This window comes from Leptospira noguchii serovar Panama str. CZ214 (genome assembly GCF_000306255.2).
Taxonomy (GTDB): Bacteria; Spirochaetota; Leptospiria; order Leptospirales; family Leptospiraceae; genus Leptospira; species Leptospira noguchii.
The window spans coordinates 83,649-97,266 of sequence record NZ_AKWY02000031.1 but is presented as its reverse complement, the minus strand read 5'-3'; the positions used below and the strand labels follow the sequence as shown (position 1 = coordinate 97,266).

Here is a 13,618-nt window from a genome sequence, read left to right as displayed (position 1 = left end):
AATGGATTTATCCGTTCAGACCTTTTCAAAACCTCACTCGAGATTTAATTAAAAATTTCGAAGAAGAATTTGTTTTTTCGTTTTATTTTATCCAATTAAGAACATCCAGTGGTTGCACCACAGGACATACATTTCAAACAAGAACCATTACGCACCATTTCAAAAGAACCACACTCGGAACAAGAGTCTCCGGTATAACCTTTGATTTTTGCGAGTTTGACTTCTTCTAAAAGAGAAATTCCAGAGGGAGAAGATGGTTTTTCTTTGGAAATCATTTGAGAATAAGAAATGGTTTCCACTTCTTTCTTAGGAGGTAAGCTAGAAACCGTCGCTTCTTTTTCTAAAACATTCGATTCTTCAGTAGCACGTTTAGAGCCGATTTCATCTCCTCTTAGATCCTCCGGAGCCACTTGTCCCAGATCGTATCTTCCTAAATAAGTAATTGCTAATTCTCGGAATATATAATCGATTACGGAGGTGCTCATTTTGATATGTTTGTTGCCAGAGACGATACCGTTTGGTTCAAACTTGAAGAAAGTGAACGCATCCACGTATTCTTCTAAAGGAACGCCATGCTGTAATCCAAGTGAAACCGAAATGGCAAACGCGTTCATCAAACTTCTAAACGCGGCACCTTCTTTGTGCATATCGATAAATATTTCTCCGATTTGGCCGTCTTCGTATTCTCCGGTTCTTAAATAAACTTTATGACCACCTACAATTGCCTTTTGGGTATAACCGGCTCTTCTACTTGGAAGTTTTCTACGGTGAGAAATATATTTTGTGACTATTTTTTCCGCAATTTGAACTGGATCTTTTGAGATTGTCGCTTCTCTGATTTCTTCTTGGTCGTCTATTTCAATTCCATTCAAAAGTTCTAATACGGAATTGAGAGGCTGAGAAAGTTTAGAACCGTCTCTGTAAAGTGCATTCGCTTTGATCATCATCTTCCAAGAAAGAAAATAAGCGTTTTTAATATCTTCGATTACGGCTTCTTCCGGTAGATTGATCGTTTTAGAGATCGCACCGCTGATAAAAGGTTGGGCTGCGGCCATAATTCGGATATGAGATTCGTAAGAAAGAAATCTCTTTCCATACTTTCCGCATTTGTTGGCACAATCAAATACAGGATAATCTTTTTCCTTTAAAAAAGGAGCGTTTTCGATTGTCATCGTTCCACAAACGTAATTGTTTGCTTTGTTAATTTCTTCTTTGGTAAAACCTATATGTTCTAAAAGAGAAAAACCGGGAGAGTCAAAAACTTCTTTTGAGATTCCTAAGTTTTTAGTTAAAAAGTTTTCTCCTAAATTAAACTTATTGAATGCAAAATTGATGTCAAATGCAAGAGGAAGAGACGTTTCTACTTTTTCTAAGATTTCGTTTGTAAAACCTTTTTCTTTTAGAGTTTGTGTGTTGATCACAGGAGCACCGTTTAAGGTGGCGTGTCCTTTACAATAGTTTACGATCGCTTCTATTTCGGAAGGTGAGTAACCTAGTTTTTTCAAACCATAAGGAACGGATTGGTTAATAATTTTAAAATAACCTCCACCCGCAAGTTTCTTAAACTTCACAAGAGCAAAGTCAGGTTCTATTCCAGTGGTATCACAATCCATGACAAGGCCGATGGTTCCAGTAGGTGCAATTACGGTAACCTGTGCGTTTCTAAATCCATATTTTTCACCGAGGGAAAGAGCCGAATCCGCGTCTTCTTGTGCTGCTTTGAGCATATAAGAAGGACAAAAGGCAGGATTGATTCCTATTGGAGTGATGGTCAAACCTTCATAATCGCTAGAAGGAGCGTTATAAGCAGCTCTTCTATGATTTCGAATAACACGAAGCATATGCTCTTGGTTTTTAGCATAACCTGCAAATGGGCCTTGTTCTTTTGCCATTTCTGCAGAAGTAGCATATGCAGTCATGTGCATGATAGAAGAAATGGCGCCTGTGATAGCCATGGCTTCTTGAGAATCGTAAGGAATTCCAAGAATCATAAGAACAGAACCTAAATTCGCATAACCAAGACCTAATGTACGGAATTTATAAGAAAGTTCCGCAATTTCCTTGGAAGGAAATTGAGCCATGGTTACTGAAATTTCGAGAATGATTGTCCAAAGTTTACAAAGATAACGAAAGCCTTCCACATCGAAGTTTAGGGTTTTTAAATTTATGAATTTTTGTAAATTTGCAGAAGCTAAGTTACAGGCAGTGTTATCTAAGAACATATATTCAGAGCAGGGGTTCGATGCATTGATCGGACCGTCTTCCGGACAAGTATGCCACTCGTTAATCGTAGTATGATATTGAGTTCCGGGGTCTGCACTCGCCCAAGCCGCATAGGAAATTTTTTCCCAAAGTTCTCTGGCTCGAAGAGTTTGGGAAGGTTTTGGTTTACGTCCTTCTGTTTTTGCCTTTTCCTTTTCAGTTCTAAAGTAAAGATTCCAAGGTTGGTCTTGTTCCACCGCAGTCATAAACTCGTTTGTAAGACGGATTGAGTTATTGCTGTTTTGGCCGGAAACTGTGTTGTAGGCGTCTGACTGCCAGTCTGTGGTCAATTCTTCAAAAAGAATTTCTTTGTATCCTTGTCTGGCAAGATCGATTACACGTTTAATATAATTGTCTGGAATGAGAACTCTCTTTGCATCCTGAATGGTTTTTTTCAGAGAGGAATTCTTTTTCGGATTAAAACGGTCTTCTCCTTCCATTTCGTAACAGGCTGACATAATTGCATTGAGATGCCGGTTATTTAACATTGAACCGGTTACAAGAGAGGCTACTTTTTTCTCTTCCGTTACTTTCCAATCAATAAAATTTTCTATATCGGGATGATCTATGTCTAAACAAACCATCTTCGCTGCACGACGGGTAGTTCCACCGGATTTAATTGCACCCGCGGCTCTATCTCCAATTTTTAAGAAACTCATGAGACCGGAGCTTTTTCCACCACCAGAAAGAGGTTCGTTTTCTCCTCTTAAATTAGAAAAGTTGGTACCAGTACCGGAACCATATTTAAATAGACGGGCCTCACGTACCCAAAGGTCCATAATTCCACCTTCGTTGACAAGATCGTCATCTACACTTTGAATAAAACAGGCGTGAGGTTGGGGATGTTCGTAGGCAGAAGTGGACTTGATCAGTTTACCTGTGGAAGGGTCCACATAATAATGCCCCTGTGATTTTCCGTCGATTCCATAAGCCCAATTTAAACCTGTGTTAAACCATTGAGGAGAATTTGGAGCCGCCATTTGAGTCGCGAGCATATATATAATTTCATCATAGAAGATTTTGGCGCTTTCTTCGTCGGAGAAATATTTATATTTATAGCCCCAATACGTCCAACAACCTGCAAGTCTATGAAAAACTTCTAATGCACTGGTTTCTCCACCGAAACGGTCTTCTGGTTTTAGAGATTCTAATTTTTCGGTATCAGGAATCGATTTTTGTAACCATTCTGGAATTCCGTCTTCTTGTACTTTTTTGAGATATTTTGGGACTCCTTTTCTCCGGAAGTATTTCTGTGCCAAAATATCAACTGCAACTTGAGACCAATTTTCTGGGACGAGGATATCGTTTGCTTCAAAAACTTTCGATCCGTCTGGATTGGTAATTTTAGAATTTCGTTTTGTCCATTGAATTGTGGACGCCCCATTGTTTTGAGGAACCGTAAAGTGGCGATTCATCTTCATAATTTTTTTTTAACTCCATAACACTCTTAAGAAGGGATTATGTCACTCTAAGGAAGAGGAAATTGTATCCAAAGCGTTTTTTGAACCAAACCACTTCCTATATTTAAAATTTTTCCTTTAAAAAAGTTAGAAAAACACATGTTAATGAGACAAATTGAGATTGCTTCCTTACCCCTTTTTGAAAATATGGGCTCACTACCGAGGATACTCCCCTTTAGCTCAGTCGGTAGAGCAAGTGACTGTTAATCACTGGGTCGCTGGTTCGAGCCCAGCAGGGGGAGCCAATTCTTTTATCTCTTCAATTTAAAAGCCATTTTTCTTTCTTTTGGGTTCTTGTTAGACATTTTCTAACAATCGAATTCACAAAAAAACTCAATTTTTGTATAGTGTTTTAGAAAAAATTCAGCAGAATTCAATTTCACTATTTTCAATTTTCGTGTGATTGTGGGAACTCTTACGGTTTGAGATTTTACAGTGAATCCTAAATTTGTGGGAACTCTTACAACTTGTAACTTGCCCACAAATTTAGGATTAGTACAATGTATTTAGAATCAAATTTCTACATAAAATCGTCGTTATATGATAATTAAAATTAAATTCATCTTGTATAGATTTTAGAATCTGTCTCAAAAACCTAAAGAGTATAAAGGATTTATGATAAAGAACTATCGGAAAGTTTACGAACTTTTTGGTTTAGTCAAATTTGTGAGAGTTCCCACAAAATTGTCGTATCGTATGGTTTACAGTTTTTTAGTATTCTTTTTGTTATTATCATTTTTGCATGAGTTCCCATATTTTTGTGAAACTCAAATGATCACTTTGGGTAGGTTCTTATGAGAGCCCCGTTTTTAGCGCCAATTGTTTTGGCAAAATTCCGATGATAACTTTCCTTAATATTAACGTTAGTTCGACTTAGCGAAAATCTGGACGAATCCGACTGCCATGTACAACCGGCTCTCCACTTCAATCTGTAAAGTAACATAAAGTTATCGTAAATAGAAATGATTGCATGGAATCGCAATATTGAACTCGAATGTTGCAGTTGCAACATAATGTATCGATCCATTTCACGTTAATATTAAGGAATTAGCTAAGAATAAGTAATCTACAACTTGGAACAGGCTCTTACTCATAAAATTTCGCAGATTTTTGGAAGTTACTGCTCGGACGTATAAATAGAATACTTAGATTAGATTGTTTCAATAATTTGAATGTTTTAGTCATGCTCTAAAATGTCGCAAATCCCGCATTTGCGTTATTTTTTAAATAACTCTATTTTTTCCCAAAATTCGACCGTTAATAACTTTAGTATCATTTTCATGTGTCCGAGTAGTAAGATTTAAAGATCATCACGGATAAAAATTAAATTTTAGAAACGGATTTATGAAGTTGAAGTCTACATTAAAATAACGTGAATTCTGTATAACCAATGTGAATGCGATTATTATGTTGTGCCCGCAACATTGATGAGTGGAAATTCCGAAGGAATTGGAACGAAAAGAACTCAATGAAACGCTTTTTACGAAATCGTTTCAGGTCGGCGAGCCTTTTTAACTATGAAATTTGCGAACTGAAACGACGCTCCAAAACACGATTCGTCGAACGAGTAAGACTTTGAATGTCCCATAAAACTCAGCGAATGCTTTTCTAAGGATCGCATTCAGGGAGTGAGACTCTGAGTTTAAGAAAGTGTTTTGTTGAGTTCAGGAAGTCGTTGTATTGAGTTCTTTATTTACCAAGATTTTCTTACGCCCTGCTCATATTAAAATAAATCTTCTTCTTGGGTGGTATTATTTTTGGTTTCTGTCGTTTTAGATTCTCCTCTAAAACCGGTTTTATTCGTTTTTTTAGATTCGTCTTTGGTAAGAGCTTCTATCTTTCCTTCTGCAGTGTCTAAAATTCCCTGACAGATTTTTTTAAGTTCCATTCCTCTTTCATACGCTTTTAAGGATTCTTCTAAACTGAAATCTTGTCGTTCCAGTTTTTCTGCAATTTGTTCCAGCTCCATAAGAGCGTCTTCAAATGAAATTTTAGATTTTGTCTCCGTCATTTTTATTTTCCTTTTCTGATCACTTGCATCGTTCCACCTGAAAGTAAAATTTGCAATTCTTCTTCCGGTTTTGTTTCTTCCGGAGATCGTATGATTTTTCCATTTTTGTTTTTAAGAATTGAATACCCTCGTTTCATCGTAGCCGCAGGAGAAAGATCTTCCACTTTGCTCGTCCAAAATTCAGCCTTTTGTTTTTTATGAAAAAGAATGTTCTGGATTCTGGAAGTAAAATTTTGGTATCTCTCCAATCGAACTCTGGCTAAACCTAATTTGTTGGATAATGCCTTTTGTAATCGAATTCCAATTTCATCAACTCTCTGGCTTCTTTGATTTAGAAGTTGCATCGGTTCTTTAAAGATAAACTTTCCGGATAAAAGTCTGAGTCTATCTTTGTTGGAAGATATTTTTGTTACTAGAGAGCTTTTAATTCTTCCTTCTAATTGGGATAAAAATTGAATTACGTCCTCTTCTTTAGGAATTGCGTATTCTGCGGCGGCGGTAGGAGTGGGAGTAAAATAGTCTGCGGCAAAGTCGCTTAATAAAACGTCGGTTTGATGACCTACCGCCGATATGATTGGAACTCTGGAATTTGCATAGGCTCTGACCACCTTTTCATCGTTAAACGCCATTAGATCTTCAAAACTTCCTCCTCCTCTTCCTGCAATAATCACGTCTACTTTCCAGTTCGGATGATTTAATTCCTCTATAGCCGCGACGATTGAATCTGGGGCGTCTTCTCCTTGAACGCTACAGGGAGCGATCAGTATATTGATTCCCGGAAAACGGGAACGGGAGATTTTGATAATATCTTCGATTGCGGCTCCTGTGGGAGAAGTGGCAATTCCTAACGTTTTTGGAAAAGATGGAATTCTTCTTTTTCTTTCCGGATCAAAGATTCCTTCTGTTGCGAGTTTTTGTTTGAGTTTTTCGATTTGGAGTAGAATATCTCCTTGTCCCAATTCTTCTACCCTGGTTACATTGAGATTATAAGAACCTCCCGCTTCGTATAGAGTGATCGTTCCGTAGACTTGGATTTCTTTTCCATCGGATAATGGTTTTCCGGAATAATTTTTATTCGAGTAATTGAAAAAAGTACATCGAATGAGAGCCCCGGCGTCTTTGAGAGAAAAGTAAATATGTCCTGAGCTGGCCTTGCTATAGTTGGAAATTTCTCCTCGGACCCAGATATTTTTTAAGTCCTTGGAACTGGAAATCAGATTTTTAATAATTCTAGTGACTTCCGAAACGGAAAGAGGTTTGGAGTCTTCCAATGTCTATCTATGTCCTTTGTTTAAAATCAGTTCTCTGCGATACAATTTCCAAAAATCCCAAAGAATGACGACTAACGTGACTGTGATCGGCCCCACGACCAATCCCATAATTCCGAATTCCTTGATTCCTCCGATTAAAGACAAAAAGATCAGAAGTGGATGTACTTGTAGTTTTTTATCGAGCATTCTAGGTTTTACAAAATTTTCCAGAACTATGTAAAAGAATAATCCGCTTCCCATAAAAAAGAAAGCCATCATTGGATTGTTTTCCAAAAATAGAATGTAGAGACCGATGGGAAGCCAAACTGCGGAAGTTCCTACAACTGGAATGATGGAAAAAAAAGCGGCTAAACTCGCATATAAAAACGGACTAGAAATTCCAGCGATCCATAAAAGAATATAAATCGCCGCTCCTTGTAGAATTGATATGATTAGATTTCCTCGTATTACGGTTTGAACTGCCGCGGTTAATTTTCTTCCGACTTGTTCTTCCAATTGTTTGGAAAAGGGAAGGTTATCCAAAATAAATCGTTCTACCTTTTTTCCGTCTTGATAGAGGAAAAATAAAACTAATAAAGCAAAGAAAAGATTCATTAGAATTCCTGTAGGTAGTTCTATATTTCCTAAAATAAAAGAAGAAGCGTTGCTCAAAATTCCATAGATACTGTCCAGGTTTAGAATATCCACGTAACTTTCGGCAAATTCTCCGTAGATTTCGGGAACCTTAACCCAGAAAAATTCGTTGTCTGTAATAAAGTCTGTAAGAAGAGCAAAATTCATCAGAGTTTCGATAATTTTATCTTCGCTTAACGAAATTCTTAGTTTAAAAAGAATAGAAAGTGCCTCGCTGATCAAAGTACGAATTACAAAGTAGGACGGAAGTAACACGATCATAGATACGAGTGTAATCATGATCCAAGGTACGAGCCACTGAAGTTTTTCTCCTAAATATCCTTTTAAAAGTTTATGAGGTCTTCTAGTGGCGAGATACAAAATCAGTGCCATTAGGGAAGAGTAAAGATAAGGTCGAAATACTAAAAAGAAAACACCGATTGCAAATAGGAATGAAATGGAAAAAAAGATGAGAAAGGTATACTTCCCAGGTTCAGGATTGACGTGAATTGGTTCGATCATAGATTTTTAGCTTCCTGAATTTTTATAAAAAAGTTTGATTTTACTTCCATTCTCCAAAGCTTCGATTTGAATCGTTACTACTTTTTTATTTTGGCTTTCTACCATGATCACTGTTTTGTTTTCAGTGATTTCTTCCTGTAAAATTTTCCAATAGAGAGACTCGAAAATGGATTCATAATAAACTTCTATTTGTTTTTTCTTAAATGTATGTGTGAATAAAAGAAAAGATTCCCTTGTTTCAAAATAACCCCTTTCGGATTTGAGTTCCGTTGAATAAATTAGATCAGAGCCTTCGGGAACGAATTCGATTGGAAGAGATCTAGGATTTCGAACTGGATGATTTTGTAATGTAAGTTTATTATAACGATAGAGTTCCGTTTTTTTAGAATCCTTCGTTTCGCCAAACGTGGGTGTTGCGAAAAAGAAAAGCCAAAAAATTATCGTAAAACCAATTTTCCAAATGGTTAGGGACGTTAGGTCAAACTTTGGGAAAGTAAATTTTTGATCTAAATTCGAATTGTTTAAGAATTGTAAATAAATAGGATTCACTTTTTTTACTTGAACCTTATGCTTGATCATTGACAATTCTTTTATTCTAACTTCATGACTTTTCACGAAACTCTGCTCCAAATTCTCAATCGTTTTTCCGAAACGAATCCTATTTTTCTCTGGCTCTTTTTTGCCTTTTCTAATTTTGCGGAAAACGTTTTCCCCCCTTGGCCTGGTGATACAGTTACTGCTTTCGGAGGATTTTTAGTGGCAAGAAATTTACCTACATTCGGCTGGGTAGAATTGATTACGAGCACATTGGCTGGAAACCTTTTTGGGGCCTGGGTCATGTATCGTTTCGGCCAAATTTTTTTGGATTGGGCCAGGGAAAAAGAATTTCCTTTTAAAAATTCCATTTACGATGAACGGTCCTTAGAGAAAACATTAACTTGGTTTCGAAAAAATTCTATCTTAGTCGTTTTATTCAGTCGGTTTTCGGCGGGGATTCGATTTTTTGTTTCTATTGTTGCTGGAATGGTAAAAATGAGTCCGGTTCTTTTTTTCGGATGTTTTAGCATTGCCGTAGTTCTTTGGTGTGGAATCTTAATTGTTTCCGGTTTTTACTTGGGTTCTCATTGGGAAGACTTACTCGGTCTTTTAGAAATTTATAATAAAGTCATCATTACTTTGTTGGTCCTAGGAGTGATTTTATTTTTTTGGCGTCAAAAACAAAAAACGAATAGAACAAACTCTTAAATCTTCGTGTGAGTTCCCACATTTAAAATTGATAAAAAAAGACAAACTTATATAAGTTTGGGTTTTAGGAAATTTCTTCTTTTTTCAGAGCCTTTTTTAAACCTTCTAAAATTAGATCTTTTTCGTTTTGATAATCTCCCGGTAGAGTCAAATTTTGGATCCACTCCATCAACGCCGTAGCATCAATCACTTTACCTTCCATCCATTCTCCTGTCATTTCTGCTACAATTCTAAATACAGCAGAAGTATCTAATATTCCATTATCTTGAAGTACTACTGCAAAACCCGGGGCGCCTTCGGTTAGGATATACGGATGAATCTCCTTTTGTTTAAAAGGATCGATTCCGGCGGGGAGCGCACTTTGAATGTTCCAGTGCATTTCCTCCTGATCCGGCCCATGAGCAGTTTTATTGATAAGAACCAAGGAAACCGAGTTTAAATCTCCATGAATGTTTCTATTTTCCTCTCCGAGTTCTCGGATCGTTCTCGCGGCGTCTCTTGTAATAGCATCCCTTCCTAAAAAGTTGAGACGGTATAGATAGTCTTCCAGTTCTTTCCCTTGCATTTTACCGCAGAGTATATATTGATAAAGAATAAAGATTAGATAATCACTTTCGGTATTATCTCCGATTAGAATTTCTTTTGCGTTTGTAGGAAGATACAATCTGTCTCTAAGTAGGATCGTAAGTTTATAACTCATCTGATCAAAAAGACTTTGAAAGGAAGCTCCTGCAAATTTTCGGATTCTTTCCATTGAACCTAAAATTCCATCTGTGATAAATTTGGCGGGATGAGTAACTGAATCCCAAAATTTTTCGACGATCCCTTTGATTGTTCCTTCTAAATATTTGAGATGTAAAGATTCGGTGACAATGGAATGACTTTGAATTGTACTGAGTAGTGTCCTTCTAAAAAAATGAGGACTGGCGGAGATAAAACAAAGAGGAGAATCTTCTGTAGCCATCCGAATTTCTCTATAAAGAGCGGGCATTCCAGGAAGAGAAAGTTTTTGCTCAGGTGTTTCGAATAATGTGGAAAGTTTTCCTTTGTTAGAATGAATGTCCGTGGCGAGATAAGTCTGATCTATATCCGAAGTAGTGACGTAACCGTTAAAATTTTCGGGAAGAATTCTGAGTTTTCCTTTTCCGATTAAAGATTGTCCTGAAATTTCACTCTTTCCTTTTTGATTTAAGTAGGCTATGTCCTTTGTAAATTGTCTGTAAGAATCTAATTTTCTAAAACGAATCTGAAAGATATACTTTCCGGGAGGAAGGGGCTTTGTAAACTCGTGAAAAAAAAATCCACCTTCGTCCCCTTTGATTTCGGGAGACTGATGAATTAAAGTGTCGGATTCGTCCCAGATTTCTGCGACTAAGATTGGTTTTCGAACCGGTTCTAATCCATAATCTAAAAATGGAGTGATTTCTTTTTCCTGACCTTCAAACAGGCCGTTTAACAAATCCCAACGGGAATCGTCTCTCATTTCTTCGGTGATTCCTACGTCTACGACCTGACCACGAACGTAATACCGATTTTCGCGTCCGAGGGTCCCTCCGCAAATTGCGATCCTTTTTTTATCTACTAACCTTGCCGTTTCCGATTTGGATTCTGCCTGTTCGTCCAAGTTCTAAAACCTACCTATTTGATAGAATGGATGGATTGAAAATTGTACCGAATCGTTCGGAGAGTGAAAGCATAAAAAATGAAATTCTTTGTTTTCTGTACTTCCAACCAAAAAACACTGGTACCTAAAAAGAGTCTCGGATTGTATGAAAAAAAAATCCGTCAAATTAGGATATTCAGGAGCAAAAACGATTTATATCCGAAAGCTTCGATTTGAAGAAGCACAATGGAAACTAGAAAAGGAAATTCAAGAAGCTTTTTTAGCTGGGGAAACTCTAATCGAAATTGTTCATGGTATCGGAGAAGGAATTCTCAAAAAACTAACTTTGGATACGATTCGATCACACGATTTTCTCAAGGAAGTAGATTATTCTCAGTTTGGGATTTCCAATCCAGGTTCCACGTTGGTCGAAGTATTAGGTCCCGATAAGAACGTTCTCAAAAGGTATCTCAAATGACAAAGGTAGAAACTCGGTTGGAAATTTTAGACGTAACTTTGAGAGACGGTGAACAGACCAGAGGGGTCAGTTTTTCCACTTCCGAAAAACTAAATATCGCAAAATTTCTATTACAAAAATTAAATGTAGATCGGGTAGAGATTGCATCTGCAAGAGTTTCTAAAGGAGAATTTGAAACGGTCCAAAAAATAATGGAATGGGCCGAAACGGAACAGCTCACGGAAAGAATCGAAATCTTAGGCTTTGTAGACGGAAATAAAACCGTGGATTGGATGAAAAACAGCGGAGCTAAGGTTTTGAATCTTTTGACTAAGGGATCGCTTCATCATTTAGAAAAACAACTGGGCAAAACTCCAAAAGAATTTTTTACGGACGTTTCTTTTGTAATAGAATACGCAATCAAAAACGGACTTAAAATAAATGTTTATTTAGAAGATTGGTCCAACGGTTTTAGAAACAGTCCAGATTATGTCAAAACGTTCGTAGAACATCTAAGTAAAGAACATATAGGAAGAATTTTTCTTCCAGACACGTTAGGCGTTCTTTCTCCAGAAGAAACGTTTCAAGGAGTGGACTCTCTCGTTCAAAAATATCCAGATCTTCATTTTGAATTTCACGGACATAACGACTACGATCTTTCCGTAGCCAATAGCCTTCAAGCAATTCGTGCCGGAGTCAAAGGCCTTCACGCTTCTATGAACGGGCTCGGAGAAAGAGCTGGAAATACTCCGTTGGAAGCTCTCGTAACTGCGATTCATGATAAGTCTAACTCTAAAACGAACATAAACGAAATTGCAATTACGGAAGCAAGTCGTCTTGTAGAAGTATTCAGCGGAAAAAGAATTTCTGCAAATAGACCGATTGTAGGAGAAGATGTGTTCACTCAAACCGCGGGAGTACACGCAGACGGTGATAAAAAAGGGAATTTATACGCAAATCCTATTTTGCCAGAACGGTTTGGTAGAAAAAGAAGTTACGCGTTAGGCAAACTTGCAGGTAAAGCGAGTATTTCCGAAAATGTAAAACAACTCGGAATGGTTTTAAGCGACGTAGTTTTACAAAAAGTTTTAGAAAGAGTGATCGAACTAGGAGATCAGAATAAACTAGTAACTCCAGAAGACCTTCCGTTTATCATCGCGGACGTTTCCGGAAGAACCGGAGAAAAAGTAATTACAATCAAATCTTGTAATATTCATTCCGGAATTGGAATTCGTCCTCACGCACAGATCGAATTAGAATATCAAGGAAAGATTCATAAGGAAATTTCCGAAGGAGACGGAGGGTATGACTCGTTTATGAACGCTCTTACTAAAATTACGAACCGTCTTGGTATTAGCATTCCTAAATTGGTAGATTACGAAGTTAGAATTCCTCCCGGCGGAAAAACGGATGCACTTGTAGAAACTAGGATCACTTGGAATAAGTCCTTAGATTTGGAAGAAGATCAGACTTTCAAAACGATGGGAGTTCATCCGGATCAAACGGTTGCTGCGGTTCATGCAACTGAAAAGATGCTCAATCAAATTCTGCAACCATGGCAAATCTAAAACTATTATTGGTAGGGATTGGAAATCCAGGCCAAAAATATGTTCATAACCGGCATAACATCGGTTTTGTGATCTTGGATTCTCTTTTAGATTCTTCTTCCGGAAATTATCAAACCAATTCCAAATATTCTTTGGCTAGAACAGACGAGGATGGAGTTACGATTTTTTATCTAAAACCTTTAGAGTTTATGAATCTTTCTGGGAAGGCAGTGGCCGAAATCGCTAAAAAAAACGGAATTTCTCCTGAAAACATTTTAGTTATTCATGACGAAATTGATTTCGAATTCGGTAAATTGAAACTGAAAGGCGGAGGCGGTCACGCGGGACACAACGGACTTAGAAACATCGTGGAAAAATTGGGAACCAATACTTTCTTTAGACTTAGATTTGGGGTCGGAAAACCTTCCATCACTTCAGAAGTGCCGGATTACGTTCTTTCCAATTTTCTTCCGAACGAAAAAGAAAAAATTCCGGAACTTGTAAAAACCTCTTTGCAAAAAATCTCGGATTGGATTCGAGAAAGAAAAAACGGATTTCAAAAACTCTCCGATAATCAATAGGAAGGAATTGTTTCACTTTTGAAAACTGGGCATGAAACTAAGATTTA

The 13,618-nt window shown here is 37.3% G+C and carries 10 protein-coding genes and 1 tRNA gene; 5 read left to right on the top strand and 6 right to left on the bottom strand.

The window, feature by feature from the left end:
* Nucleotides 1-95 precede the first annotated feature (95 nt).
* Nucleotides 96-3,683 carry a vitamin B12-dependent ribonucleotide reductase gene (locus LEP1GSC059_RS16295; RefSeq protein ID WP_020981062.1) on the bottom strand — a complete coding sequence of 1,196 codons (3,588 nt, stop codon included), beginning with the start codon at nt 3,681-3,683 and terminating at the stop codon, nt 96-98.
* 208 nt (nt 3,684-3,891) lie between these two features.
* On the opposite strand from LEP1GSC059_RS16295, the gene LEP1GSC059_RS16290 reads away from it, so the two are divergent.
* Nucleotides 3,892-3,967, top strand: a tRNA-Asn gene (locus tag LEP1GSC059_RS16290).
* Between the two features lie 1,478 nt (nt 3,968-5,445).
* Here the strand turns inward: LEP1GSC059_RS16290 and LEP1GSC059_RS16285 are convergent.
* Genes LEP1GSC059_RS16285 through LEP1GSC059_RS16270 form a run of 4 tightly spaced genes read right to left on the bottom strand, consistent with a single transcriptional unit; the run spans nt 5,446 to nt 8,753 of the window.
* A complete protein-coding gene (locus LEP1GSC059_RS16285) occupies nt 5,446-5,733 on the bottom strand; it encodes an exodeoxyribonuclease VII small subunit (protein ID WP_002176771.1) in 288 nt (95 codons plus the stop codon).
* A 2-nt stretch (nt 5,734-5,735) separates the two neighbouring features.
* On the bottom strand, nt 5,736-7,004 hold the full coding sequence (gene xseA / locus LEP1GSC059_RS16280) for an exodeoxyribonuclease VII large subunit (RefSeq protein WP_002176698.1): 1,269 nt from the start codon (nt 7,002-7,004) through the stop codon (nt 5,736-5,738).
* 3 nt (nt 7,005-7,007) lie between these two features.
* Nucleotides 7,008-8,138, bottom strand: a complete 1,131-nt coding sequence (locus LEP1GSC059_RS16275) for an AI-2E family transporter (protein ID WP_002176518.1) — start codon at nt 8,136-8,138, stop codon at nt 7,008-7,010.
* Nucleotides 8,139-8,144: 6 nt separating this feature from the next.
* Entirely contained in the window at nt 8,145-8,753 is a 609-nt protein-coding gene (locus LEP1GSC059_RS16270) for a hypothetical protein (protein ID WP_036057857.1), read from the bottom strand.
* Here LEP1GSC059_RS16270 and LEP1GSC059_RS16265 point away from each other — a divergent pair.
* Nucleotides 8,742-9,383, top strand: coding sequence for a DedA family protein (locus LEP1GSC059_RS16265; RefSeq protein WP_017213603.1), 642 nt, complete (start codon nt 8,742-8,744; stop codon nt 9,381-9,383). The two genes, LEP1GSC059_RS16270 and LEP1GSC059_RS16265, sit on opposite strands and share 12 nt — an antisense overlap.
* A 64-nt stretch (nt 9,384-9,447) precedes the next feature.
* Here LEP1GSC059_RS16265 and LEP1GSC059_RS16260 read toward each other — a convergent pair whose 3' ends face one another.
* A complete protein-coding gene (locus LEP1GSC059_RS16260; protein ID WP_002176726.1) occupies nt 9,448-11,007 on the bottom strand; it encodes a phosphatase domain-containing protein in 1,560 nt (519 codons plus the stop codon).
* Between the two features lie 145 nt (nt 11,008-11,152).
* Between LEP1GSC059_RS16260 and LEP1GSC059_RS16255 the strand changes: the two genes are divergently transcribed.
* The 3 genes from LEP1GSC059_RS16255 to pth are packed head-to-tail and all read left to right on the top strand — an operon-like array spanning nt 11,153 to nt 13,571.
* Nucleotides 11,153-11,464 carry a Smr/MutS family protein gene (locus LEP1GSC059_RS16255; RefSeq protein ID WP_002176656.1) on the top strand — a complete coding sequence of 104 codons (312 nt, stop codon included), beginning with the start codon at nt 11,153-11,155 and terminating at the stop codon, nt 11,462-11,464.
* Nucleotides 11,461-13,011: a (R)-citramalate synthase CimA gene (gene cimA, locus LEP1GSC059_RS16250; RefSeq protein WP_020981080.1), complete on the top strand. Its 1,551-nt coding sequence runs from the start codon at nt 11,461-11,463 to the stop codon at nt 13,009-13,011. The genes LEP1GSC059_RS16255 and cimA overlap by 4 nt, the downstream gene beginning before the upstream one ends.
* Nucleotides 12,999-13,571, top strand: coding sequence for an aminoacyl-tRNA hydrolase (gene pth / locus LEP1GSC059_RS16245; protein WP_002176770.1), 573 nt, complete (start codon nt 12,999-13,001; stop codon nt 13,569-13,571). Before cimA ends, pth begins: the two co-directional genes overlap by 13 nt.
* Nucleotides 13,572-13,618: the final 47 nt, after the last annotated feature.